Origin of the sequence: Paraburkholderia terrae (assembly GCF_002902925.1) — a bacterium.
Taxonomy (GTDB): domain Bacteria; phylum Pseudomonadota; class Gammaproteobacteria; order Burkholderiales; family Burkholderiaceae; genus Paraburkholderia; species Paraburkholderia terrae.
Map to the genome: position 1 here is coordinate 951,309 of NZ_CP026112.1, position 25,185 is coordinate 976,493.

Sequence of the window (25,185 nt, forward strand, 5' to 3'; positions counted from 1 at the left end):
CATTCGCGATGCTTTCTCGCCCGGTCAGTCGCACTGTCATGAATCAACCTTGCGTGTCGTTATTTGAACCCGCTCACGTATCTGGCTTGTTTCCAGAATCCGCCGGAATGTAAGCCAGTATTTCTCTATCGCGGATATATACATTTCGGTACAAATCTCGGGCAGCGGGTTGCCAATGACAAACGCCACCGCGCCGCGAAAGCGCAGTGGCGTTGCCTGAAGCGATGCCGCCAGGTGTCAGCCGAACGTGAACGAGAAGGCCTGCACGCCCGGATCGAGAAACTCGATCGTGAAGGTCCGGTCGCGCACGGCGTCGTGCTGACGAACGAGTTGATACAGGCGGGCGCTCGTCACGACGCCGCTGCCGTCGGCGGCGACATCGGCGCCATGCGAGTCGCCGGGAGCCGCGCCGTCGATCGTCACGCGAAAGCGCACGGGCTTGCCATTCACGCCGGGGCCGAGCACGAGATGCAGGTCGCGTGCATGGAAGCGATAGGCGATGCGTCCATGCGCGTCGTCCAGCACGGCCGCTTCGCCGCCCACGATCCACTTCCCGCCGAATGCCCAGCTATTGAGCTGCAATTGCGACGGCACGGTGTACGCGGCGACGTCGTCGGGCCGGAGGTCTTCCGGCGATGCAAAGCCACGAGCCTGCTGATAACCCACATAGGTCTCGCCCGATTCGGCATTCGGGTTATCCGCGGCCGCCTGCGCGCCGGCGCCCTGAATGGGCGGCAGATCGCGCGCCTGCGTCGTGTGTCCCGACTCTGCCAGCAACTGCTGGATCACCTTCTCGGCTTCGGCATAGCCGCCTTCGCCGAAATGGTGATAGCGGATGCGACCTTCTGCATCGACGATATAGAACGCCGGCCAGTACTGATTGCCGAACGCTTGCCAGATCTTGTAGCCGTTGTCGATCGCGACGGGGTAGCGCACACCGAGGTCGGCTACGGCGCGCTTCACGTTCGACGGATCGTGCTCGAAGGCGAACTCCGGCGTATGCACGCCGACCACCACGAGACCATCGTTACGATAGCGGTCCGACCACGTCTTCAGATACGGCAGCGTGCGCAGGCAGTTGATGCACGAATACGTCCAGAAGTTGACGACGGTGACCTTGCCGCGCAACGCGTCGCTCGTGAGCGGCGGCGAGTTGATCCAGCTCTCGGCGCCATCGAGCGAAGGCAGATGGCCTTCGACGGGAAGCGCGGACGGCACCTTCGCGCTGATGCGCTGGATGTGCGGCTTCAGCGTACGCGGCTGTTGCGTGTGGTCGGAACCAAGCAGGCCGACCAGCCGGCTCTCGACGCCCGTCGTCGATGCCGACGGCAACTGCGCGAGGGCGCGTGTATCGAAACCGAAGCCGATGGCCGTGACGCTCAACAGCACCAGCGCGCCCATCGCGCGGCGCACGCGCTCGCCGAGACCGAGCGACCGCTTGAGTCCGTCGAGCGCCTGCTTGCCGAGCCCCGACACGACGGCGAGCGAACTCGCCGCGCCGAGCGCGTACGCGGTCAGTGCCGCCGCCGTCGCCCAGGTCGCGCCATGCAGCGCGGCGCCCGTGAGAATCAGGCCGAGAATCGGGCCCGCGCAAGGCGCCCACAGCAAGCCCGTCGCCACGCCGAGCAGCAGCGCGGAGCCGATCTGGAAACGCGTGCCGCGCATTTGCGACAGCGCGGCGACGCGGTTGCCGATCCCGAAGAACGGGCGCGACAGACGCGCCGACAGCGTCGGGAACAGCAGCGATGCGCCGAACACGCCGAACAGCGCGAGCGACACCCACCGCCCGTAGTGGTTCAGTTGCGCGGCCCCGCTCAGGCCGGCAATGCCGACGCCCGTAACGAGCGCGAACGTGATTGCCAGGCCGAGCAGCAACGGCAGCCGGCCCGTCACGAACGGCTTGTCGGAACGGGCGAAGACAAATGGCACGACGGGCAGGATACATGGGCTCAGGATGGTGAGCACCCCGCCCAGAAACGCAATGACGATGAGTAACATGGAATCGACCTCCTGATCCGGAAACGGTTGATTCAACCGGTCTGCACGCAGCGCATGTCGATCTCGCGCGTGCCCTTGTGACGGATTAAAGCCCGCACATGTATCCGGCGAATTTCAGGAGGGAGGGGTTGCGTATCGCGATGTATCGGCTGCGCCGCCGGATACATGGCGATACAAACGACGGCCGGGGCGGCCGCCGTTCGTTGGCGAGCGTGGCTAAAGCGTCGTCATGAAGACGCCCGGGACACGCCACGCATCAGGCATGCTGCCTCGCGCGCGCTTCCTCGACAGCCTTCACCGTCGACGAAAACACATAGCCTTCGTTGCGCAGCGTCTTGATGTAGCGCGGCACGCGGGCGACGTCGCGGAGCCTTTGCCGCAGACGGCTGACCAGCAGGTGGATCGAACGGTCGAACGGTTCGGCGTTGCGCCGCTGCGTCAGATTGAGCAACTGGTCGCGCGTCAGCACGCGTTGCGGGTGATCGAGAAACGCGCGCAGCAGCCGGTATTCCGCGCCGCTCAACGCGACCACGGCATCCGCGGTGTCGAGCAGGTGACGCGCCGTCGTATCGAGCCGCCAGTCGCCGAAGCTCAGCATCTCCGTCGATTCCTCCACCAGCATGCCGGGCGGCAGCATACGCGTGCGCCGCAGCACCGCGCGGATGCGCGCGAGCAGCTCGCGCACGGCGCACGGCTTGGCCAGATAGTCGTCGGCGCCCATCTCCAGGCCGATGATCCGGTCCATCTCATCGCAATGCTCGGTCACCATCATCACGGGTACGGCACGATGGCGGCCCGCGCGCAGCCCACGGCACAGCGCGAGGCCGTCTTCGCCCGGCAGCATCACGTCGAGCAGGATCACATCGGGCGTATGCCGGTCGAGCACGGCGTGCATGTCGCGTCCACTGGACGCGAGCGAGACGCGCATGCCGTTTTTCTCCAGATAGCTGGCGACGAACTCGCGCATGCCGCGGTCCTCGTCGACGATCAGAACGTGGTCGGGTTTGTCCATGATGTCAGGTCAGGGGCGACGATTGGCGTGTCATGCTTGAACGCATCGGAGATCAAAGGCGAATGACTTGCTGGACCGCCTCGGCAAATGCCTGTGGCGCTTCCTGCGGCAGGTTGTGGCCGATGCCGCCGCTCACGTTGCGATGCTGATACTTGCCTGTGAACATCTTCGCGTACGCGGACGGATCGGGATGCGGCGCGCCGTTCGCGTCGCCTTCCATCGTGATGGTCGGCACACCGATGGTGGGCAGCGCCGCGAGACGCTGCTCGATCTCGTCGTATTGCGGCTCGCCCTGCACGAGGCCCAGACGCCAGCGGTAGTTGTGAATCACCACGGCGACGTGATCGGGGTTGTTGAACGATGCCGCCGTGCGCTGATAGGTGGCATCGTCGAAATGCCATTTGGGCGATGCGAGTTGCCAGATCAGCCGGTTGAAGTCGTTGCGGTTGGCCGCGTAGCCCAGTTCGCCGCGCTCGGTGGCGAAATAGAACTGATACCACCACGCGAACTCCGCCTTGGGCGGCAAGGGCTTGCGGTTCCCTTCCTGGCTGCCGATCAGATAGCCGCTCACCGACACCAGCCCCTTGCAGCGCTGCGGCCACAGTGCGGCGATGATGCACGCCGTGCGCGCGCCCCAGTCGAATGCGCCGAAAATGGCCTGATCGATCTTCAGCGCATCCATCAGCGCGATGATGTCGACGGCGACGACGGCCTGCTGGCCGTTGCGCGGCGTTTCGTTGGCAAGAAAGCGCGTCGAACCGTAGCCGCGCAGAAACGGCACGATCACGCGGTAACCCGCCGCAGCGAGGATCGGCGCGACGTCGACGAACGCGTAGATGTCGTACGGCCAGCCGTGCAAGAGGATGACGGGCTGTCCGTCCTTCGGGCCCATGTCCACGTAGCCGACGTTCAGCGTGCCGGCGTCGATCTGCTGGATCGCATCGAACGACGTATGGTGAGCCGCTTTCTTTGCGGCGTGCGCGCTCTTCGTGGCTTGCGCGTGCGCGAGGTTGCCGAGGCCCAGTTCCAGCAGCCCGATGCCTGCCGCAGTCGTCCCGATCAGTCGACGGCGGCGCAGATTCACCGTGTCTTGCATGTGCGTACTCCTTTTTTTCGTACAGTTTTTTTGTCAGAGTCGTTCGGGCTTGCTTCGCGAACGCAAGGCAAGCTGACCGATCGCCGCTTCAAAGCATCGATGTGCAAAGATTAGACTGCGGGCTGCATGTGTTCCATACAATCTGCATCTAGCCAGCTGATTCATACGGATGGGCAACCGCATACGTTCGTATAGGTTACGCCGGGTTTCTCCCCAAACCCGTCCGGTTCATGCGAACGGCGCGTTCATGCGACGGGCAGCGGAGCGCTCAGAAACTGATGGATCTCCGCGACGACAGCGGCGCCGTCGCCGACTGCCGCCGCGACGCGCTTCGCCGATGCATTGCGCACATCGCCGATCGCAAACACGCCGGGTACGTTGGTCTGCAACGCGAAGCATGCCGTATCGGCGCGCACGCCTGCCGCGAGGCCCGTTTTGACGAAGCCCCGGTCGTCGATCTCGACGCTGCAATCGCGCAGCCATTGCGTGTTGGGGTTCGCGCCCGTGAACAGGAACAGGTGCCGCGTATCGAAGACGAGCTCGCCTTCCGGCGTGCCGCATGTGACGGCTTCGAGGCCCCATTCATCGCTTCTGACGGACGCGACGACGGTCCGCGTATGCAGCACCACATTACCCAGCGAAGCAATACGATCGATCAGATAGCGCGACATGCTCGACTCGAGACTGTCGCCGCGAATCAATATGTGGACACGGCTCGCGTGTGTCGACAGGAACACGGCGGCCTGTCCCGCCGAGTTGCCGCCGCCAACGAGCACCACTTCCGTGCCTCGGCACAGACGTCCTTCGATCGACGAAGCCCAGTAGTAGACGCCACGGCCTGCGACTTCATCGAGGCCCTCGATGGCGGGCTTCCGATACGCCGCCCCCGTCGCGATCACGACCGTGCGCGACGAGATGCGTTGGCCGCCTTGCAGTTCGAGCTGAAGCGGCGCCTGCGCACAGTCGAGCCGGTCGATGCGGGTGGGGATCACGACTTCCGCGCCGAACTTCACTGCTTGTGCGAACGCGTTCGCCGCCAGCTCGCGGCCCGACACGCCCGTCGAAAAGCCGAGGTAGTTCTCGATCCGCGCGCTGGCACCTGCCTGTCCGCCTGGGCCATGGCTGTCGAAGACGATCACCGACAAACCCTCGGATGCCGCATACACGGCAGCGGCGAGGCCGGCTGGTCCCGCGCCGACCACGGCAACATCATAGGTGCGCGCCGAGTCGAGTTCGGGTAGCAGGCCCAGGCGCGCGGCCAGTTGACGCTCATCGGGGTCTCGCAGCAGCGTGCCGTCCGCAAGCATCACGACGGGCACGTCGTCGTGCCATACGCCCCAATCTTCGAGCAGGTCGCGGATGTCGGCATCGGTCGCGGGGTCCGCGACGGAGTACGGATGACCGAGCCGATGCAGCAGCCCTTCGAGCGCGAGCAGCCTGAGATCGCCGGAACGTCCGATCAGCACCGGGCCAGCGCCTTCGCGCACGAGACCGAAACGGCGCAGCACCAGCGAGCGCATGATCCGCTCGCCCAGGTGCGCTTCCGCGACGAGCATGTCGCGGATCTGCTGCGGCGGAATCATCAGTGCGTCAACGTCGTCGAGTGCGAGGCCATCGGCGAGCGCGGGCTTGCCCGTGAGCTGCGCCACTTCGCCGAGGAACTGGCCTGCGCCCAGCTCGACGATGGTCTGCGACCGGCCGAGCCCATCGCGCCGCGACAACCTTGCACGCCCGCTCAGCAGCACGCGCATGCCGAGTCCCGGCTGGCCGATGCGGAACATCACGTCGCCAGCGCGCCAATGCTCAATCATGCCGAAGCGCATCATCTTTTCGATGTCGGCGGTGCTGAAGCGTGGGTAACGGTCATCGGCAGGCGCGGCCTTCGGAGCCGCATTCGAATCCGATTGCGGCTCCATCGGGGAAGGACGCTTGCCTGCCTGTGGATCGTCGCTGTCGTGTCGATGCTGACTCATCGCATTCCTCTGTTTGCTATTGCGCTGGAATAATCGCGGCTATGGGGGCAAGGGTCAATCCAAACGAACGTATGATATGCACGCTCGCCTATATCGATTCCTTCGTTTATTCCCGCGTGCAACTTTAAGTTATTCCTGGTGTTTTAACGCCAGCCTGTTACGAACAGGTACATCGCGGACAAACGCGAGATACATTCGTCGTTTCTAATGAGTGGGACGCTGCGGGCCATTCGCTTCGCAAGCGGTCAAGCATTGCTCTGCCAGTTCGCTCACATCGATGTGCATAGCGTCATGCACGTCGATGCCCACTCCTTGGAAACAGGATGACAAAGCATGTCTTCAACTCCGTTCTCGCCGATGCGGCGTAACGTGCTGGCCGCCACGGCGGCAGCGGGCGCATTTGCGTTATTTCCCGAAGCGATTTACGCCGCTAATAGCGCCGGGAATATCCGTCCATTCAAAGCCAATATCCCCGATAGCGATCTCGCTGATTTACGCCAGCGTCTGGCTAAAACGCGCTGGCCAGGTAAGGAAACGGTCACCGACGAATCCCAGGGCGTGCGGCTCGCGCGCATGCAGCAACTCGTTCAATACTGGGGCAGCGAATACGACTGGCGAAAGGGCGAAGCGAAGCTGAACGCCTTGCCGATGTTCGTGACGGAGATCGACGGGCTGGATATCCAGTTCATCCATGTCCGCTCGCGTCACAAGAACGCGATGCCGATGATCATGACGCATGGCTGGCCGGGTTCGATCTTCGAACTCATCAAGGCAATCGGTCCGCTCACCGACCCGACTGCCTACGGCGCCAGCGCCGACGATGCCTTCCATGTGGTCGTGCCGTCCTTGCCCGGCTTCGGCTTTTCGGGCAAGCCGACCACCCCGGGCTGGGGCTCGGATCACATCGCGCGCGCATGGGGCGTGCTGATGGAGCGGCTCGGTTATACGCGCTTCGTGTCGCAAGGCGGCGATTGCGGCTCCGTGGTGTCGCACCGCATGGCGATGCAGCACGTCAAGGGTTTGATCGGCATTCATGTGAACATGCCCGCCACCGTCCCGGCTGATATCGCGCGTTCGCTGGCGCTCGGCGATCCCGCGCCGGCCGGCCTGTCGCCCAAGGAGAAGAACGCATACGAGATGCTCGCCGTGTTCTATCGCGACAACTGCGGTTATTCAGCGATGATGGTCACGCGCCCGCAAACGGTTGGCTATGCGCTAGCCGATTCGCCCTCCGGCCAGGCCGCGTGGATGTACGACAAGATCTCGCAGTGGACCTATAGCGGCGGCGTGCCCGAGCGCTCGTTGACGCGCGACGAGATTCTCGACGACATCTCGCTGTACTGGCTGACCGATAGTGCGACCTCGTCGGCGCAGATCTATTGGGAAGATCACTCGAACAACTTCAATGCCGTCGATATCTCGCTGCCGACTGCGATCACCGTCTTTCCGGGCGAGATCTATCAGGCGCCGCGCAGTTGGGCCGAGCGTTGTTATCACAACCTGATCTATTTCAACGAGGTCGACAAGGGCGGCCATTTCGCGGCGTGGGAAGAGCCGCTGCTGTTCGCCCAGGAAGTACGGGCCGGGTTCAGGCCGTTGCGTTGAGCCCGGGAAGATCGACCGGCGATCGCACGACGCCACAATATGAGCCCGGCGTCACATACGGGCGTTGCGGGGTGACAGGCACGGTACAGTATCGGGCCTGTTATGCCCGTCGCTGTGTCTGCAACGTCATCGCATGATCGATCTTCTTACCCGAAACTTCATTGAACTCAGCGCGGGAGCGCTCAGACTGCAACGGGCCGTAGCCGAAAGCGCTGCGCCCGTTCTCGTCGTTGGCCGTGCCAATGCGACTCCCGCCGAACTGGCCGCGTTGCAACGCGAATACGCACTGCGCGACAGGTTGCACGAAGCGTGGTGCGCCGTGCCGCTGACGTTGCAGCCGCATGGCAACGGCGCGTTGCTGGTGCTGGCCGACCCGGGCGGCGAGCCGTTGCACGCGCGGATGCAAGGTCCCGTTGGCCTGAAGGCATTCTTCGCGCTGGCTGTGAGCCTCGCGACTGCGTTGAATGCGATGCATGCGGCGGGCGTGGTCCATCGCGCGCTGATGCCGCGCAGTTTTCTCATCGACGAAGAAGGCCGGGCTCGGCTGGTGGGCTTCGGCTTTGCGTCGTGTGTACTGAACGACCTGGCGAGCGTGCCCGATCCCGACTTCGAATGGTGCGAAGCGAGCTTCAGCTATATGGCGCCCGAGCTTGGTGCGCGCATGAACGTGCGGGTCGACGAACGGGCCGATCTCTATTCGCTGGGTTGCATTCTCTATGAACTGCTGACGGGTGTCGTGCCGTTTGACAGCGCGACAGATGCGGCCGCGCGCGTCCACGCGCACGCGACGCATCGCCCGCGTCCGCCCGCCGAGTTGGCCGCGCACGTGCCGCCGCAAGTCTCGCAACTGGTAATGAAGCTGCTGGAGAAGGCGCCGGGGCAGCGCTTTGCCAATGCCGCAAGCCTGCTCGCTGATCTGCGCCGGTGCGAGGATCTGCACGACCGTGCCGGGCACATCCCATCATTTGCTCTCGATACACACGCCGCGCTGCAATCGCTGCAGCGTGCCGACGGTGTGTTTGGACGTGAAGCAGAACTCGAAGCCTTGACCACGGCTTACCGTATCGTCGCTGACGGCGGCAAGGCGCGCGTCGCATGGATAGCCGGCGCGTCCGGTATCGGCAAGTCGACCTTGCTGCAGGAAGCCGTCGCGCGCATTCGCCGCACGGACGCGCCGCTGCTTGCCGCGGGCAAGAGCGAGGAAGGCCGCCGCGCGACACCGTATGCGATTCTCGTGCAGGCACTGGAGCCCTTGCTGCAATACGTGCTGGGCTGCGCCGACGACGAATTCGCGCAGTGGCGCAACCGCATCCGTGAAGCGACCGGGCCGGCAGGCCGCACGCTCGCGGGCCTGTTGCCGACCCTCACGGCCGTGCTCGGTTCGCAGCCGGGCATCGGCGAGGCGCCGGACCCGCAGCCTTCGCTCGAACGCGAGCGCGTGCTGCAAGGCATGGCACGCCTGATCGCGTGCTTCGCGACGGCCTCGCGTCCGCTCGTGCTGTTGCTCGACGACCTGCAATGGGCGGACGTCGGCACGCTGCATGTGCTCGAACGGCTGTTCAGGCACGCGGACGCGGCGCTGCTGTTCATCGGCGCATTCCGGGGCAACGAAGTCGGCGCGGATCATCCGTTGCGGGTCGGTCCGCTGGCGCACTCGCGCGACACGCTGCGCATCGAACTGGGACCGTTGAACGACCACGCGCTGCGCGAACTGATCGCGCTCGCGCTGCATCGGGACATGCACGCGCTCGCGCCGCTGGCCGACGAAATCGGCCGCAAGACCGGGCGCAATCCGTTCTTCGTTCGCCATCTGCTGCGCGTGCTCGCTGACGAAGGCGCGCTCGAATACGACCTCGAAGCAGGCGCGTGGGGTTGGAATCTCGAACGCATCATGAGCCATCGCGGCGCGGACAACGTCATCGACCTGCTGACGCACAAGCTCGAGCAGTTGCCCGTGCCGGCGCAGTGCGTGCTGCGCACGCTGGCCTGCCTTGGCGACCGCGCATCGGGCGAGATGCTCGCCATCGCCTCGGCGCTGCCCACCTGCGATACGGTTCAAGGCCTGCATGCCGCGCTCGAAGCGGGCAGCGTCTACCGCGACGGCGAGGATTGGGTGTTCTGGCACGACCGCATCCGCGAGGCGGCGTACGCGTCGATTCCAAACGCCGACCGTGCGCCGCTGCATCTGAAGATCGCGAGGCGCATGCTCGCGCACCGCGGCGCGCAAGCCGACGTGTTCGCGATGGCCGTGCAGATCAATCTCGCGCGGTCCGCCGTCACGGACCGTGACGAGCGGCTCGCCTTCGCGCGCCTCAATCTCGATGCCGGACGCCAGGCAAAGGCGGCGACGGCGCACCATTCGGCTCTGGGCCTGTTTCGTGCGGCGCTCGACTTTCTCGGCGACGATGACAACAGCGAAGAAGGTCTGACAGCCCGCATGCTGTGCGGCGAGGCGGAGTTCATGACGGGCGCGCTCGAACCGGCCGAAGCGCGGCTGTCGGCGCTGGAGCAGGTGGCGGGCGACGGCATCTTCGGCGCGGACCTGGCGCGGTTGCGCGCGGCGCTGTATACGACGCTCGGCCGCTACGATCTCGCGCTGCAAGTGGGGCTCGCGTTCCTGAGCAAGGCGGGCATCGACGTGCCGGTGCGCCCGAGTGCTTACGACGTCGACCGCGAATACACGCGTCTGCGCGGCTGGCTCGACGAGCATGGCATCGACGGGCTGCGCCGCCTGCCGATCGTCGCCGACCCATTGCGCCGCGCGATCACCGACATCTTCGCCGATCTGATTCCGCCCGCGCTCTACACGGATCAGGATCTCGTCGACCTGATGCTGCTGCGTGCCGTCAATCTCGGGATCGAGCACGGCCACTCCGATGCGTCCGCGAACGTGTACACGTGCATGCAGCAGATTTTCGGCGCGCGCTACGGCGACCATACGGCGGCGTTGCCGTTCGGCGAGCTGGCGCTGCATCTCGTCGACGAGCGCGGCCTCGCGCGTTATCGCGCGCGGGTCTATATGGTGTTCGGCACCTTCGTCGTGCCGTGGGCGTTGCCGGCGAGAGCGGGGCACGACTACATCCGCCGTGCGTTCGATGTCGCCGTCCAAAGCGGCGATCACACCTTCGCGATGTATTGCCCCAGCAACCAGGTCACGGGGATGCTGTTCGCAGGCGAGTTCCTCGGCGACGTGCGCGCGACGATTGCGCGAGGTCTCGCGCTGGTGCGCGACGCGAATTTTCGTCTCGTCATCAAATCGTTTCTCGCGAAGTGGGCGTTCGTCACGGCACTGCAGGATGGCGCGCCGGACCCCGACGAAGAGGCGCCGCCCGTTCCCGTCGAGGGCGCGCCCGTCACGCTGGTGGATCTCGCCTACTGGGTGTATCGCATGCAACGCGCGCTGCTGTTCGGCGATCTGCATGATGCCGTCGAGTCGCATCGACGGGCCGATGCCTGCGCGCACTTCGCGCGCTCGTTCGCGGAGCGCGCCGAGTTGCCGTACTACGGCGCGCTGACGCTGCTCGCGTTGCCCACGCGCGATGCCGCACAGCAAGCGGCGCTTCAGCGCCATATGGATCAACTCGATGTTTGGGCTCGCGCGTGCCCGATGAACTTCGTTGCACGCCGTGAACTGGTGCGGGCCGAATACTTGCGCGCAGTGGGCCTCGCGAACGAAGCCGGTCAAGGGTATGCGAAGGCCGTATCGCACGCGCGCCGTCACGGCTTCACACAGGTCGAAGCATTGGCCGCCGAACTGGCGGCGCGCTTTCATGCCGCGCGCGAAGAAGAGGTGCCCGCGCAAGCGTATCTGAACCACGCGCGTGGCGCGTGGCAGCGCTGGGGCGCGACGGGCAAGGTGCGTCAATTGCAGGCCGACTATCCGGACTATTTCGAGTCCGACAGCAGCGCGCCGGGCGCGAGCCGTCTGCAGGAACTCGACGTTCAGGCCGTGCTGCGGATTTCCAATGCGCTTGCCAGCAACATCGTGCCCGCGCGTCTGGTCGAAACGCTGTTGCGCACGGCACTCGAAAGCGCGGGTGCCGAGCAGGGCGCGCTGGTGCTGTTGCAACGCGGCGTGTGGCGTGTCGCGGCGCGCGCGCATGTGCTCGGCGGCGCCATCGTCGTCTCGCATGAAGCGGCCGATTTTTCGTCGGAGACGCTGCCTGTATCGATCGTGCATGCCGTCGCGCGTACGCAGGAAAAGCTCGTGCTGGACGACGCGTGCGATTCGCCCGCTTATGCGCAGGACGATTACGTGCGGCGTCATCGTCCGCGCTCGGTGCTGTGCGTGCCGCTGATGCGTTATGCGATGCTCGTCGGCGTGCTCTATATCGAGAACAACCTCGCGGCGAACGTGTTCACGTCGGCGAAAGCGGCGTTGCTCGAAGTCGTCGCTTCGCAAGCGGCGTTTGCGCTCGAAAACGCGCGTCTCTATGAAGAGCTGTTCGAGCAGAACCGCCAGCGCGCCAAGGCCGAAGACCAGTTGCGCAATGCGCTCGGCGATCTGGAGCGCGCGAGCCGTTTGAAGGCGATGGGCGAACTGGTCGCGTCGATCGTGCATGAAGTCGGTCAGCCGCTCGCCGCAGTCGATACGTCGGCGAGCGCGGCGTTGCGCTGGCTGAACCGCAATCCGCCCGAGATCGGCGAGACACGCGAGATGCTCACGCATATCGGCCTGAGCGCGACGCGGGCAAGGGCAATCATTCAGGGTCTGCGCGCGAAGGCGCGCAGAGCGGAGCCGCAATTCACGACGCTCGATCTGAACGAGGCGCTGCGTGAAGCGGCCGCGCTCGTCGCCGGGCAACTCGATGCCATGGCGATCACGCTGGAGTTGCGCGGCCTCGACTGTCCTGTGAAGGTGCGCGGCGACCGTATCCAGTTGCAGCAGGTCGCCATCAATCTACTGACGAACGGCGCCGAAGCGATGGCGTCGCTCGCGCAGGGCGAACGCAAGCTGCGACTGATCTGTACATCGGATGACGGGGCGCCTGTTTGCGTGTCGGTGGAAGACCGCGGCAGTGGCATCGATCCGCAGATTGCCGGGCGCCTGCTCGAACCGCTTTTCACCACCAAGGAAAACGGCATGGGCATGGGCCTCGCCATCTGCAATTCGATCGTCGAAGCACATGGTGGCACGTTGACGCTGTCGCCGCGCGAAACGAAAGGCACGCGCGCGACGTTCACGCTGCCGCGCTTCGTCGCTTGAGCCGCCGCATACGATCGTATGATTGCCGCGCGTTCGCCGATGAGCGTCGTGGACCGTCGCGATCGCATTTGTTACCATCGCCGTCCGCTTGATTGCGCGGACGTTCGCGTCGTCGAAAACAGCAAAAACCAACGATGTCCAAATCCACGCCGTTCCAGACTGGTTCCCTTGAATCCGATGCCCGCCTCGTTTATGTCGTCGATGATGACGAGCTCGTACGTGGCGCACTCTCGGGCCTATTGCGCTCGATCGACATCGACGTGCGCGCGTTCGCGTCGACAGAAGAATTTCTCGCTGCCGACAAGCCAGCCATTCCTTCGTGTCTCGTACTCGACGTGCGGTTGCGCGGTCAAAGCGGCCTCGCGTTGCAGCAAACGCTGATCGACGACGGACGCCTGCATATGCCCATCATCTTCATGACGGGCTACGGCGACATTGCGATGTCGGTGAAAGCAATGAAGGCCGGCGCGATGGATTTTCTCGCCAAGCCGTTCCGCGATCAGGACATGATCGACGCCGTGATCGCCGCGCTGGAGCGTGATGCGCGGCGCCTTGCGTCGGATCGCTCACTGCATACGATGCGCACGGCGTGGGACTCGCTGACGCCACGCGAGCGCGAAGTGCTGCAACTCGTCGCAACAGGGCTGTTGAACAAGCAGATTGCCGCGAACATGGGTATCGCGGAGATCACCGCCAAGATCCATCGCGGCCAGGCAATGCGCAAGATGAACTCACGTTCGGTCGCGGAACTGATGCGCAAAATGGAAGCGCTCGGCATCGTTCAAACGCCGCGATAGCCTACACTCCGCTGGCCGGAAAATGGCAAGTAGGGCCATATACGATCATATGATGGCGGGCAGGTGAGACGCGCCCTATCCTGAAGCTGCCGGGCAAGATTGGGATCCGCTCATTCGCTTGGCTGGTCATCAGTGTCATCAGCGAGAGTGTCCTTGTCCCTGCACAACAACGAGCTAGTCTCCATCGTCGACGACGATTCCCTCGTGCGCGCCGCGGCCAGCAGTCTGGTGCGTTCGTTCGGATGGGAGGCACGCGTCTTTGCATCCGGCGCGGACCTGCTTGCTTCCGACGTGCTCGAACGCACGCGTTGCCTCGTCTGCGACGTGCAGATGCCGGACATGGACGGCATCGAACTGCTCGACACGCTGGAGCGCAAAGGTATGCGTATCCCCACGATCTTCATTACCGCCTTCGCCACGGTTCGCATACGCGAGCGCGTGCAGGCGGGCGCGGCGCTTTGCATGATCGAAAAGCCGATCGAGGCATCGGAACTGGAAACGTGGATTGGCCGTGCGCTCGGATACGGCTGACGATCAGGTCGAGCCGTTGAAAGCGTTATGCGTGAGCGAATGCAATGCAACTGTAATCCCGATACATTTGGATACGTCGAGGAAAAACAGACGACACATTCGGCGCTTCTAATCCTTGGCAGGCATCGACGTTAGCTCGTTCGATGGCCTGCAAACCAGTTTCTACAACGACAAGGACAAGACAATGAACCTCCGCCAATTCGTGATGGGCAGCGGCCTCGCCGCCGTTATCGCATTCTCTTGCACGCAGGTGTTCGCTGCGGACGCGGCAGCATCGGCAACGGACGCAACGGCGGCCGCTCCCGCCGCCACGTCGAAGAAGTCGATTCGCGTTGCGAATCGCGCGTTCTCGAAGACCGTTCAAAAGACGCTGTTGAAGACGAAGGGCCTGGAAGATACGTCGATCACGGCATTCGGCAACGCGAAGACGGGTCAGGTGACCTTGGCCGGACAGATTGCGAGCGAGGACCAGGACCACCTCGCCGTCGAAACGGCAAAGCAGGTGCGTGGCGTCACGGCCGTCGTCAGCAAGCTGACGCTGCGCCAGCAAGGCGGCGGTTGATCGCAGCGTAATACACGAAGGCGAACGGCCTTGCGGGCATGCGTCCCGCAGGCCGTCGCCGTCAGAACAAAGACGTTTTCAGGCTATGGCCCGCGACAGGGACGGGAGATGAGTCGATGAATGCGCTATCCGAAGACAACATCGTGGTCCGCACGTTGCTGAATGTGCTGGACCCATCCACAGAACAGCGCGATGCGTGTACAGTCAACCGTTATGCGGCGCTGAAGAAGCTGCGCGTCAGCATCCCGTCGCCTGTCGTTGAGAACATGTACGACGCGCCGTCCCGGCCCGCGCATATCGTCGTCGAGGAGCGGCTGTCGTCATGCACGATCAGCGTCTCGTGGAGCGATCCCTGCTCGGGGCGATACAACGCACAGATATGGCGCAGCGGACTCGCGCGCGACGCAGCCGTGTGCGCGCTGACGGGCCGCGCAATCAGTCGCGGCGACGAGGTGTTTCGTCCACGCGCGCATGACTTTCATGTGCCGTCCAACCGGCATCAGATGATCCTCGCCGCGACGCTCGATCCGCACGCGGAACAGGCGGTTGCGTGAGGCGTATCATTTCCAGTCCGAATCTTTATCGGGGACAACATGACTGAACTATGGCGCTTGTCGGCGGCTGAACTCGCGAGGCGTGTTCGCAGCCGTGAGGTATCCGCGCGCGAGGCGGCGCAATCCGCGCTGGCGCGTCTCGATGCAGTGAACCCGATCATCAACGCGGTCGTCGCGCACAAGCCCGAATGGGTGCTGCGCCAGGCGGACGAAATCGACCAGGCGATCGCGCGCGGCGAAGATCCGGGGCCGCTCGCAGGCGTGCCCGTCACCGTGAAGATCAATGTCGATCAGGCTGGCTTTGCGACCACGAACGGCACGCGTCTGCAGGAAAACCTGATCGCCGAAACGAATAGTCCGGCCGTGGACAATCTGTCGAAGGCGGGCGCGGTGCTGCTTGGCCGCAGCAATTCGCCGACCTTCGCGCTGCGCTGGTTCACGTCGAACCAGGTTCACGGGCGCACGTTGAATCCGCGCGATGCAAAGCTCACGCCGGGTGGCTCATCGGGCGGCGCGGCTGCGGCTGTCACTGCGGGCATCGGGCAAATCGCGCTCGGCACCGATATCGGCGGCTCGGTCCGCTATCCCGCCTATGCGTGCGGTGTGCATGGACTCAGGCCGAGCCTCGGGCGTGTGCCGGCGTTCAACGCGTCGTCGCCGGAACGTGCAATCGGCGCGCAACTGATGTCGGCCGCGGGACCGATTGGACGCACGATCGAAGATCTTCGCCTCGGCCTGCTTGCGCTTGCCGCGCCGGATCTTCGCGATCCCTGGTATGTGGCGCTGCCGCTGGAAGGGCGCGCCGTGCCGCTGCGCGCGGCGCTGTGCCTGCGCCCTGGCGGTTTGCAGATCGCGAAGGAAGTCGAGGATGCGTTGCTCGATGCGGCGCGCCGGCTCGTCGATGCAGGCTGGACCGTCGAGGAAATCGACGACGTGCCGTCGATCCGTGAAGCCGGGCAATTGCAGGAGCGCTTATGGCTGGGTGACGGTTTTGACGCGCTGGCGGATTCCGTCGCGCGTGACGGCGATCCGGGCGCGGCTGCCGTCGTCGCGGCGGCGCGTCTGAAGGTACAAGGCCTGCCTGCCGATGTGATCAGCCGTTCGCTGGTGCGGCGCTCGACGCTGGTGCGTCAATGGCGTCTGTTCCTCGATCAGTATGCGGTGGTGCTGATGCCCGTCTCAGGCGAACTGCCGTTTCCCGACGATCTCGATCAGCGTGGCCCCGAAGGTTTCGACAGGGTATGGGAAGCGCAACTCACGATGCGCGCGCTACCCGCGATGGGTCTGCCGGGGCTGGCTGTCACGACGCAACTGGTCGACGGCGTGCCCGTTGGTGTGCAGATCGTCGCTGCGCACTATCGCGAGGACTTGTGTCTGCTGGCGGGTGAAGCGATCGAAGCGCGCGGCGTGCCGCCTTCGCCTATCGACCCTGTTGTTTGAGCTTGCCGGGCGGCAACTGCCGTCCGGTCCACACGCGCCCTCATCAAACATCACGAAAGGGGCGCGGTGACGGCCACGATTGCGGCGCCACGCAGCCGTTCGGCCAGATCGAGATGAACCGGGCGCCCGCCCCACCAGCGCGCGAACCCCGATTGCACGCGATGGCCGATCACCACGATATCGGCATGGAATGCTGCGACATGCAGCGGAACCACGTCGACAGTGCGTCCGAACTTGATGAAGCCATGCGCGGTGACGCCGAGATTCACGAGATGCGCGACTGCAACGTCGAGCGCGTGTTGCGCGTGGGCTTCCATACTGCTGCACGCGAGATCCGACAGCATGCCTGCACAGGTCGCATTGGCCGTGATCGAATCTACGACGGAAACCACATCGACGTGTGCGGACAACGCCAGCGACAATTGCGAGCAACGTTTCAGCGCGGCTTGAGCTTCTAGCGTTTCGTCGTAGACGAGCAGCATTCTTGAAAAGGATGACATGTTCTTTCGAGGCCGTAACGGAGCGCGAAGCGGATCGTACTCCGATTGAAAGTGAGGATTTCGTAATGCGAGTCGCACGAATCCGATACTGGATTTCGGGTGCTCTTCTCAACAACGCTTAGCCAGGTGGATCTATTCCACACGCGTTATTCTGGAAAAGGTGTTGTGAGCAGAGAGAACTTTTCTTCGCAGTACAATGCCGCCGCACTTGGCCTATCGGATCGGCGCGCCAGATGGAATAGACGATCGAGAACATCCAGTCGAGCGGCGATGTGTCGCGAGGCAGCTTGTGTGAGTCTTCAAGTCCGCGTGCGCAGGCCTGATGAACGAGTTCTTCCGCTTCATATTCGTTCTCTGTCAGCCGTAACGCGAAAGACCAGAGCCGGGGAAGCATGTCAGGAAGAATGTGCGAAAAATCTATGCACTGCATTGCAATCGGGAAGCGGAATGACGGAGGGGAACTGTCTACTCTATCGCTCCCAATTGACGGATGCCTTGTCCATGCGGCGCATTTGTCTTGTCTGGGACGCGCATTCGAACGCTATAGACGTGAACGACAGCGGGTACGTATGCCCGGGAAAGGTCTTTGAAACCGAATGTATCCGGAGTGGCGGCAGATACATTACGACATACTCCTGCGCTAAAACCAGGCTATAACCAGGCATCAGTCAGAAAGCGCGTTTTGGACAAGCGATCGAATTGCCTTGGACAATTTCCGAAAGAGTCGAATCACTACACTGAAAAGTCACAGGTTCCCGACGTTGGCGGAATCCGTTGGTGGGTTTCAAGCCGACATCGCGCGGTCGAAACCCTTTTACTGTAGATGTAGAAGACTTTCAATCGGAAAGACCATGACCGAGTACTCCACAGCACTTTCGTCGAATGTCCGCAGTCGCTTTTTCATCGATGGCGAATGGGTGCTGAGCCACTCCGACGCACGCCATGTGCTGATCTCTCCTGCGACGGAAGAGCCATTCATGTCGGTTCCGCTCGCGGATTCCGCGGACGTCGAGCGCGCGATTGCGGCGGCGCGCCGGGCGTTCGACCATGGTCCGTGGCCGAAGCTATCGGGCGCCGAGCGAAGCGTATATCTGAAGCGGCTGACGGAAGAAATCCGCCAGCGCTTGCCCTTGCTCGCGCAACTGTGGACCGATCAGGTCGGCGCGCCGATTACGTTCGCGAATGGTCTGCTTCCCACGGGCATCACGCGCTTTGAGTTCTTTGCGTCGCTCGCAGAGACGTTCGAGTTCGAGGACTCACGGCCGACACGGCGCGGCCACGCGCGCGTGCGCCTCGAACCCGTCGGCGTCGCCGCGTTGATTGCGCCGTGGAATGCAACCTTCCCGATCGTGTCGCACAAGATCGCGGCGGCGCTGGCCGCGGGTTGCACGGTCGTCGTCAAGTCGCCGCCGGAGAGTCCGCTGGATGCGCTGGTCATCGCGGAATGCGCGGCGGCTGCGGGCCTTCCGCCGGGCGTGCTGAATGTCATCACGGCGGGCCGCGACGAGGGCGCGCAACTTGTGCAATCACGCGATGTCGACAAGATCAGCTTTACGGGCAGCGTCGCAACGGGGCAATGGATCGCGCGCGCGGCAGTGGACCGTCTGGCTCGTGTGACGCTGGAACTCGGCGGGAAATCGGCGGCGATTCTGCTCGACGACGTCGATCTGCCTTCGGCACTGGCAGCGCTGACGCCGTTCACGATGCCGTTTTCCGGCCAGATCTGCTTCGCGCAGACGCGCATTCTTGCGCCCAGGGCACGACATGACGAGATCGTCAGCGCGTACGCTGAGATCATTTCGAAGCTGAAGCTTGGCGACCCGCGCGAGACCGATACGCGTATCGGACCGGTATTGAACGCCGTGCAGCGCGATCGCGTGCGCGGCTATATCGAGCAGGGCATCGGTCAAGGCGCGCAGATCGTGTTGGGCGGGACGGGCAATGGTGGCTTCGAGAAGGGCTATTTCGTCGAGCCTACGGTATTCGCTCACGTCACGCCGCACATGACGATTGCGCAGCAGGAGATCTTTGGCCCCGTCGTTTCGATTCTTCCTTATGATGACATCGACGACGCGGTGCGTATCGCGAACGACACGCCGTATGGCCTTAGCGGCTCGGTTTATAGCAGCGATGTGGAGCGGGCTTACGCGGTTGCTTGCCGTGTCCAGTCGGGCCATATCGGCATTAACGGCGTCGAACTGGCGGCCAATGTGCCGTTCGGCGGTTTCAAGTTATCAGGAGTGGGCCGCGAAGGCGGCCGCGAGGGACTGGAGGCGTACCTCGAAACCAAGGCAGTGTTCATGCCGACGGCGGCTGGATGACAGGCAGAGAGGCGCGGGCGTGATCGATCGTTGTGGTCGATGCGTTACGCCAGCGCCAAAGACCTGCGCATGCCCGTCCGTTTTGATTCATGGGACGTTTTCATGCACTTCGACACGCACGAGATCACTTTCGATACTGGTCTGAGCGCGGGCGAGCGATGGTCGCACATCATGTTGAACAGCCACGGATTGAAATGCGCATTCGATCCGCGGCAGTCGATCGACTCGACCGTCAAGAGTTGGACCTTAGGTGAAGTCGGCGTCTCGCTTGCTGACCTGGCAATGCAGACGCTGTCGCCTGTCGGCGAGGAATTGCCGTCGTGGCAAGGCGGCTGGCTGTTCGTGAAGCTCGTGACGGAGGGCCATGTGCATGTGAAATCGCGCGGCCTGGTCGAGCGTTTCGACGCGGGCAGCATGTTCATCATCGACCCCGTCTATCCGTTTGTCGAAGTGTTCCCCGAGCGCTCGCGGATGACTGTGCTGCGCGTACCGAAAGCGCGTTTGCGCGAGCGTGGCGTGCATCGTTCGAGTGCGGGGCCGCTGGTGGGCGATGCGCTGTCGCCCGATGTTCGCGCGACCTGCGATCTCATCCAGTGCATCGCGCGGCAATCCACTGCGCCGAGCGTCATTGCGCAAAACATGATGGGCGAGCAACTGCTCGAACTCATCGAGTTCGCGATGATCGATCCTGGCGCGCGATCGAAGAGGCGGTGTCCCGAAGCGTTGATCCATCAGGCGAAGCGCTACATCGAAAGCCATCTTGGCGAGGCGGGGCTCGACGTCGCTTCGATTGCGTCTGGCGTGCATGTGTCTTCACAACACCTGCAGCGGCTCTTCCGTGTAAAAGGCATGTCGCTGATGCGGTATCTGTGGCAGGCGCGGCTCGAGCGCGCGGCGCTGTTGCTGCGAACGCGCGGCGCGCACGACAGTTCGATTCAGGAAGTTGCATGGCAGTGCGGATTCACCACGGCAGCGCATTTCAGCCGGCTGTTCAAGCGGCAATACGGCGTGTCGCCATCGGATTTCCGCTTTATGGGCAATCACTTTTAAAAGCATTTCACTCACAGGGAAACGTCGTGAACAAGGCATTTTTCGCAGCATTGGCATCGAGCAGTGCAATCGCATCGACGGGGTTGCACGCGGAAACGATCAAGCCCGTCAAGGTTTCGAAAGCCGAACTTGCGGGCGCGGTATTCAACCGGAACGACGCGGTCAAGAAAGACGAAAACGGTCAGCGTAGTACGGACGTGGTCACCTTCACGTCGCCGGATAACGCCTATCAGACGGGCGTCTACAAATCGGGTCCGTTGCACGAGGAGATCAAAGGTCCGCAAGGTCTGCCTTATACGGAGTTCCTCTATTTTCTTTCGGGGAACGTGAAGCTGACGTCGTCGGACGGTTCGGTGATGGTCGTGAATACAGGCGAAGCCGTTACGCTGCCGAAAGGATGGACGGGGCAGTTCGACACGCAGGGCTACACCAAGCTCTACGTCACCTACAATGCGGACGAAGCGAAGAAGTAGTAAGACGGTCCGAACGGCCGAACCCGTTTCCTGGACCGCAATTGACGACGTTTTTGTATCCCAATGTATCTGCGCCGCCGCCTGATACATAACGACTCATTGGCGGACATTGCGGACAAACCGCAGATACGTCCGACATGTTTAATACCTCCATGCCAGCTGTTCTGGTGTTGCGAACGGGAAGCGCGAACAGGCGTTCGCGTGAAACGCACTGAGCCGACGCTCGCGCTGTGCGCGTTCCGCGTGCTGTCGAATCAACAGGCTGCGCATCTGACAAGAGCGCGCAGATGTCATCCAAGCAACCGTACCTGAGGAAAAAAACATGTCGGATCAGATCAACACGCGGCGCCGTCGTCTGCTCGGGACGACCATTGCAGGCATCGGCCTGATGGAACTGGGCCTGAGCGGGCTCGCCAACGCGCAGACCAGCGTCAAGACGGGTGGACGTGCCGCTTCGTTCGATACGATCAAACAGATCAACGCGGGCACGCTGAACATCGGCTACGCGGAAGCGGGCCCGCAGAACGGCCCGGTTGTGATTCTGCTGCACGGCTGGCCTTACGACATCTACAGCTTTGCCGAAGTCACGCCGCTGCTGGTTGCGGCCGGTTATCGGGTGATCGTGCCGTATCTGCGCGGCTACGGCAGCACGCGCTTCCTGTCCGCGGATACGCCGCGCAACGGCCAGCAAGCCGTGATCGCCGTCGACATCATCGCGCTGATGGATGCGCTGAAAATCGACAAGGCCGTGCTGGGCGGATTCGACTGGGGTGCGCGCACGGTGGACATCATTGCGGCGCTGTGGCCGGAGCGTGTCAAGGCGCTGGTGTCGGTGAGCGGTTATCTGATCGGCAGCCAGCAGGCGAACCACGCGCCGCTGCCGCCGAAAGCGGAGTTCGCGTGGTGGTATCAGTTCTACTTCGCTACGGAGCGTGGTTATGCGGGCTACGACGCGAATCGCCACGACTTCAACAAACTGATCTGGCAACTCGCCTCGCCGAAGTGGAATTTCGACGACGCAACGTTCGATCGCACGGCCGAGTCGTTCGCTAACCCGGACCACGTTGCCATCGTGATCGACAACTATCGCTGGCGTCTCGGGCTGTCGCGTGGCGAGGCGAAATACGACGAACTGGAAAAGCGCCTCGCGGCAGCGCCGACCATTTCGGTGCCGACCATCACGATGGAAGGCGACTCGAACGGCGCGCCGCATCCGGACCCGTCTGCGTACGCGAAGAAGTTCACGGGCAAGTACGCGCACCGGAACATCGGCGGCGGCGTCGGGCACAACCTGCCGCAGGAAGCGCCGAAGGCATTTGCCGACGCGATTATCGACGTAGCGCGTTTCTGAACGGACGACCGGGGAGCCATCCAATGCGAGCCATCCGGACCGCGTATGTTGTCCTCAGCACGGCGCTGCTGCTCGGCGCCGTGTCGGCGGATCAGGCAGTTGCCGAATCCGCCAGGCCTGCCGCTGCAACGAAACCGGCATCGCCGATTTACGGTGTCACGATTCCCGACGGATACCGCAAGTGGCAGATGATCGCGCCCGCCGAGGAAGCCGCGCCGCTCGACGAGCTGCGCGTCGTGCTGGGCAACCCCGCCGCGATCAAGGCGATCGAAAGCTCGACGCTACCGTACCCGGACGGCACGATACTCGTGAAGCTCGCGTACAAGCGCAAGCAGTCGCCCGATTTCGAATCCGCGACCGTGCCGGGACAGGCAACCACGGTGCAGGTGATGGTGAAGGACTCGCGCCGCTATGCATCGACGGGCGGTTGGGGGTTCGGGCGCTTCATCAACGGACAGCCTGCCGACCTCGCGCAGCACCAGACGTGTTTCGCCTGTCACGCGGCACGGGTGAAGGACCGCGACTACGTCTTCACGCGGTACGCGCCGTAAGCGCGGGCGGGGATTTCCAGGTAGTGGGATTCCGACGCGCCTAAAGGCTGTGTGGGATAATCGCGGTTTGCCCAGGGCGCGACTCACGAGGTTGTTCGCACGGGCGCAAGAAGGGCCATTATTCCCGCGGCCCGCTTTCTCTCTGCGATATTTCACCCACAACCACGATGCCCGCATACCGTTCCAAAACCTCCACCGCCGGCCGCAACATGGCTGGGGCGCGCTCGCTGTGGCGCGCCACCGGCATGAAAGACGAAGACTTCTCGAAGCCGATCATCGCGGTGGTCAATTCGTTCACCCAGTTCGTGCCCGGACACGTTCACCTGAAAGACCTGGGCCAACTCGTCGCGCGTGAAATCGAAGCGGCGGGCGGCGTTGCCAAGGAATTCAACACCATCGCCGTCGACGACGGCATTGCGATGGGCCACGACGGCATGCTGTATTCGCTGCCGAGCCGCGACATCATCGCGGACTCTGTCGAATACATGGTCAATGCGCACTGCGCCGACGCGATGGTGTGCATCTCCAACTGCGACAAGATCACCCCGGGCATGCTGATGGCCGCGATGCGCCTGAACATTCCCGTGATCTTCGTGTCCGGCGGCCCGATGGAAGCCGGCAAGACGCGCCTCGCGAACCCGAAGACGGGCACCATCGAGTTCAAGAAGCTCGACCTCGTGGACGCGATGGTGATCGCCGCCGACCAGTCATACTCCGACGCCGACGTCGCCGAAGTGGAGCGCTCTGCGTGCCCGACCTGCGGCTCGTGCTCGGGCATGTTCACGGCCAACTCGATGAACTGCCTGACGGAAGCGCTGGGTCTTTCGCTGCCTGGTAACGGCACGGTGGTCGCGACGCACGCGGACCGTGAGCAACTGTTCAAGCGCGCGGGGCGTCGTGTCGTCGAACTGGCGCGCCAGTACTACGAGAACGAAGACGAGCGCATCCTGCCGCGTTCGGTTGGCTTCAAGGCGTTCGAAAACGCGATGACGCTCGATATCGCGATGGGCGGCTCGACCAACACGATCCTGCACCTGCTCGCGATCGCGCGGGAAGCGGAAATCGACTTCTCGATGACGGACATCGACCGTCTGTCGCGGATCGTGCCGCAGTTGTGCAAGGTGGCGCCCAACACGAACAAGTATCACATCGAAGACGTGCATCGCGCGGGCGGCATCATGGCCATCCTCGGCGAGCTGGACCGCGCGGGCAAGCTGCACACCGACGTGCCGACCGTGCATGCGGCGACGCTCAAGGATGCGTTGAACCAGTGGGACATCGCGCTCACCGACGACGAAGCCGTCAAGACGTTCTACATGGCAGGCCCCGCCGGCATTCCGACGCAGGTCGCGTTCAGCCAGAACACGCGTTGGCCGAGTCTGGATCTGGACCGCGCGGAAGGCTGCATTCGCTCGTATGAGCACGCGTTCTCAAAGGAAGGCGGGCTTGCGGTGCTGACGGGCAATATCGCACTGGATGGTTGCGTGGTGAAGACGGCGGGCGTCGACGAAAGCATTCTGGTGTTCGAAGGCTCGGCGCACGTGACGGAGTCGCAGGATGAAGCGGTGGAGAACATCCTCAACGACAAGGTCAAGGCGGGCGATATCGTGATCGTGCGTTACGAAGGGCCCAAGGGTGGTCCCGGCATGCAGGAGATGCTGTACCCGACGAGTTATATCAAGTCGAAGGGGCTCGGCAAGGCTTGCGCGCTGCTGACGGATGGGCGCTTCTCGGGCGGTACGTCGGGGCTGTCTATTGGCCACTGTTCGCCGGAAGCGGCGGCGGGTGGTGCGATCGGTCTCGTGCGGGATGGCGATCGTATTCGTATCGATATTCCGAACCGTACGATCGATGTGCTGTTGTCCGACGAGGAACTCGCGCGTCGTCGTGCAGAGCAGAATGCCAAGGGCTGGAAGCCGGTTAAGCCGCGTCCGCGGAAGGTGTCAGCTGCGCTGAAGGCTTATGCGAAGCTCGTGATGTCGGCGGATAAGGGCGCGGTGAGGGATTTGTCGTTGCTCGATGATTGATCTTGTTTGGATGCCGGTTTGGTTTGCTTGTGTTTTCTCTGGCATCCGCGTTTTGTTATCTAGCTTCAAGCGTCGCCCCTGTGCGGGGCGGCACCTACTTTTCTTTGCCGCCGCAAAGAAAAGTAGGCAAAAGAAAGC

Annotated in this window: 18 protein-coding genes; 13 read left to right on the forward strand and 5 right to left on the reverse strand. The window is 63.3% G+C overall.

Annotation, left to right across the window (positions count from 1 at the left end; translation table 11 throughout):
- Positions 1-237 precede the first annotated feature (237 nt).
- The 4 genes from C2L65_RS20500 to C2L65_RS20515 all read right to left on the reverse strand — a co-directional run bounded on the left by C2L65_RS20500 (position 238) and on the right by C2L65_RS20515 (position 6,079).
- Positions 238-1,998, reverse strand: a complete 1,761-nt coding sequence (locus tag C2L65_RS20500) for a cytochrome c biogenesis protein DipZ (RefSeq protein WP_042315821.1) — start codon at positions 1,996-1,998, stop codon at positions 238-240.
- 256 nt (positions 1,999-2,254) lie between these two features.
- Positions 2,255-3,010: a response regulator gene (locus tag C2L65_RS20505; RefSeq protein ID WP_042315820.1), complete on the reverse strand. Its 756-nt coding sequence runs from the start codon at positions 3,008-3,010 to the stop codon at positions 2,255-2,257.
- A gap of 52 nt (positions 3,011-3,062) precedes the next feature.
- Positions 3,063-4,106 carry an alpha/beta hydrolase gene (locus C2L65_RS20510; RefSeq protein WP_042315818.1) on the reverse strand — a complete coding sequence of 348 codons (1,044 nt, stop codon included), beginning with the start codon at positions 4,104-4,106 and terminating at the stop codon, positions 3,063-3,065.
- Between the two features lie 245 nt (positions 4,107-4,351).
- Complete coding sequence (locus C2L65_RS20515) at positions 4,352-6,079, reverse strand: FAD-dependent oxidoreductase (protein ID WP_052427039.1); 1,728 nt, start codon at positions 6,077-6,079, stop codon at positions 4,352-4,354.
- A 333-nt stretch (positions 6,080-6,412) separates the two neighbouring features.
- Between C2L65_RS20515 and C2L65_RS20520 the strand changes: the two genes are divergently transcribed.
- The 7 genes from C2L65_RS20520 (at position 6,413) to C2L65_RS20550 (ending at position 16,774) form a co-directional block, all read left to right on the forward strand.
- On the forward strand, positions 6,413-7,684 hold the full coding sequence (locus tag C2L65_RS20520; RefSeq protein WP_042315814.1) for an epoxide hydrolase family protein: 1,272 nt from the start codon (positions 6,413-6,415) through the stop codon (positions 7,682-7,684).
- Between the two features lie 133 nt (positions 7,685-7,817).
- A complete protein-coding gene (locus C2L65_RS20525; RefSeq protein ID WP_042315812.1) occupies positions 7,818-12,890 on the forward strand; it encodes a trifunctional serine/threonine-protein kinase/ATP-binding protein/sensor histidine kinase in 5,073 nt (1,690 codons plus the stop codon).
- Positions 12,891-13,024: 134 nt separating this feature from the next.
- Entirely contained in the window at positions 13,025-13,687 is a 663-nt protein-coding gene (locus C2L65_RS20530) for a response regulator transcription factor (RefSeq protein WP_042315811.1), read from the forward strand.
- A gap of 153 nt (positions 13,688-13,840) precedes the next feature.
- Positions 13,841-14,218: a response regulator transcription factor gene (locus C2L65_RS20535; RefSeq protein WP_042315833.1), complete on the forward strand. Its 378-nt coding sequence runs from the start codon at positions 13,841-13,843 to the stop codon at positions 14,216-14,218.
- A 184-nt stretch (positions 14,219-14,402) separates the two neighbouring features.
- A complete protein-coding gene (locus C2L65_RS20540; protein WP_042315832.1) occupies positions 14,403-14,780 on the forward strand; it encodes a BON domain-containing protein in 378 nt (125 codons plus the stop codon).
- Between the two features lie 116 nt (positions 14,781-14,896).
- Positions 14,897-15,334, forward strand: a complete 438-nt coding sequence (locus C2L65_RS20545) for a DUF3331 domain-containing protein (protein ID WP_042315810.1) — start codon at positions 14,897-14,899, stop codon at positions 15,332-15,334.
- A 39-nt stretch (positions 15,335-15,373) separates the two neighbouring features.
- Positions 15,374-16,774, forward strand: coding sequence for an amidase family protein (locus C2L65_RS20550; protein ID WP_042315809.1), 1,401 nt, complete (start codon positions 15,374-15,376; stop codon positions 16,772-16,774).
- A 50-nt stretch (positions 16,775-16,824) separates the two neighbouring features.
- On the opposite strand, the gene C2L65_RS20555 is transcribed toward C2L65_RS20550, so the two are convergent.
- Positions 16,825-17,274: a universal stress protein gene (locus tag C2L65_RS20555; protein ID WP_103254560.1), complete on the reverse strand. Its 450-nt coding sequence runs from the start codon at positions 17,272-17,274 to the stop codon at positions 16,825-16,827.
- 851 nt (positions 17,275-18,125) lie between these two features.
- On the opposite strand from C2L65_RS20555, the gene C2L65_RS20560 reads away from it, so the two are divergent.
- The 6 genes from C2L65_RS20560 to ilvD all read left to right on the forward strand — a co-directional run bounded on the left by C2L65_RS20560 (position 18,126) and on the right by ilvD (position 25,047).
- Complete coding sequence (locus C2L65_RS20560) at positions 18,126-19,595, forward strand: aldehyde dehydrogenase (protein WP_042315807.1); 1,470 nt, start codon at positions 18,126-18,128, stop codon at positions 19,593-19,595.
- Positions 19,596-19,664: 69 nt separating this feature from the next.
- Complete coding sequence (locus C2L65_RS20565) at positions 19,665-20,645, forward strand: AraC family transcriptional regulator (RefSeq protein WP_233446585.1); 981 nt, start codon at positions 19,665-19,667, stop codon at positions 20,643-20,645.
- Between the two features lie 26 nt (positions 20,646-20,671).
- The gene (locus C2L65_RS20570) at positions 20,672-21,118 is read left to right on the forward strand and encodes a cupin domain-containing protein (RefSeq protein WP_042315806.1); all 447 of its coding nucleotides are present in this window, start codon (positions 20,672-20,674) and stop codon (positions 21,116-21,118) included.
- A gap of 322 nt (positions 21,119-21,440) precedes the next feature.
- The gene (locus C2L65_RS20575) at positions 21,441-22,469 is read left to right on the forward strand and encodes an alpha/beta fold hydrolase (protein ID WP_042315804.1); all 1,029 of its coding nucleotides are present in this window, start codon (positions 21,441-21,443) and stop codon (positions 22,467-22,469) included.
- Positions 22,470-22,492: 23 nt separating this feature from the next.
- Positions 22,493-23,020 carry a cytochrome P460 family protein gene (locus C2L65_RS20580; protein ID WP_042315802.1) on the forward strand — a complete coding sequence of 176 codons (528 nt, stop codon included), beginning with the start codon at positions 22,493-22,495 and terminating at the stop codon, positions 23,018-23,020.
- A gap of 167 nt (positions 23,021-23,187) precedes the next feature.
- On the forward strand, positions 23,188-25,047 hold the full coding sequence (gene ilvD / locus C2L65_RS20585) for a dihydroxy-acid dehydratase (RefSeq protein ID WP_042315801.1): 1,860 nt from the start codon (positions 23,188-23,190) through the stop codon (positions 25,045-25,047).
- Positions 25,048-25,185: the final 138 nt, after the last annotated feature.

Bases quoted from the DNA above. Each gene is read 5' to 3' on its own strand.
- C2L65_RS20565 (WP_233446585.1), top strand. From the start codon at position 19,665: ATGCCCGTCCGTTTTGATTCATGGGACGTTTTCATGCACTTCGACACG.
- C2L65_RS20505 (WP_042315820.1), bottom strand. From the start codon at position 3,010: ATGGACAAACCCGACCACGTTCTGATCGTCGACGAGGACCGCGGCATG.
- C2L65_RS20575 (WP_042315804.1), top strand. From the start codon at position 21,441: ATGTCGGATCAGATCAACACGCGGCGCCGTCGTCTGCTCGGGACGACC.
- ilvD (WP_042315801.1), top strand. From the start codon at position 23,188: ATGCCCGCATACCGTTCCAAAACCTCCACCGCCGGCCGCAACATGGCT.
- C2L65_RS20520 (WP_042315814.1), top strand. From the start codon at position 6,413: ATGTCTTCAACTCCGTTCTCGCCGATGCGGCGTAACGTGCTGGCCGCC.
- C2L65_RS20525 (WP_042315812.1), top strand. From the start codon at position 7,818: ATGATCGATCTTCTTACCCGAAACTTCATTGAACTCAGCGCGGGAGCG.
- C2L65_RS20540 (WP_042315832.1), top strand. From the start codon at position 14,403: ATGAACCTCCGCCAATTCGTGATGGGCAGCGGCCTCGCCGCCGTTATC.
- C2L65_RS20555 (WP_103254560.1), bottom strand. From the start codon at position 17,274: ATGTCATCCTTTTCAAGAATGCTGCTCGTCTACGACGAAACGCTAGAA.
- C2L65_RS20500 (WP_042315821.1), bottom strand. From the start codon at position 1,998: ATGTTACTCATCGTCATTGCGTTTCTGGGCGGGGTGCTCACCATCCTG.
- C2L65_RS20560 (WP_042315807.1), top strand. From the start codon at position 18,126: ATGACCGAGTACTCCACAGCACTTTCGTCGAATGTCCGCAGTCGCTTT.
- C2L65_RS20515 (WP_052427039.1), bottom strand. From the start codon at position 6,079: ATGAGTCAGCATCGACACGACAGCGACGATCCACAGGCAGGCAAGCGT.
- C2L65_RS20545 (WP_042315810.1), top strand. From the start codon at position 14,897: ATGAATGCGCTATCCGAAGACAACATCGTGGTCCGCACGTTGCTGAAT.
- C2L65_RS20580 (WP_042315802.1), top strand. From the start codon at position 22,493: ATGCGAGCCATCCGGACCGCGTATGTTGTCCTCAGCACGGCGCTGCTG.
- C2L65_RS20550 (WP_042315809.1), top strand. From the start codon at position 15,374: ATGACTGAACTATGGCGCTTGTCGGCGGCTGAACTCGCGAGGCGTGTT.
- C2L65_RS20510 (WP_042315818.1), bottom strand. From the start codon at position 4,106: ATGCAAGACACGGTGAATCTGCGCCGCCGTCGACTGATCGGGACGACT.
- C2L65_RS20530 (WP_042315811.1), top strand. From the start codon at position 13,025: ATGTCCAAATCCACGCCGTTCCAGACTGGTTCCCTTGAATCCGATGCC.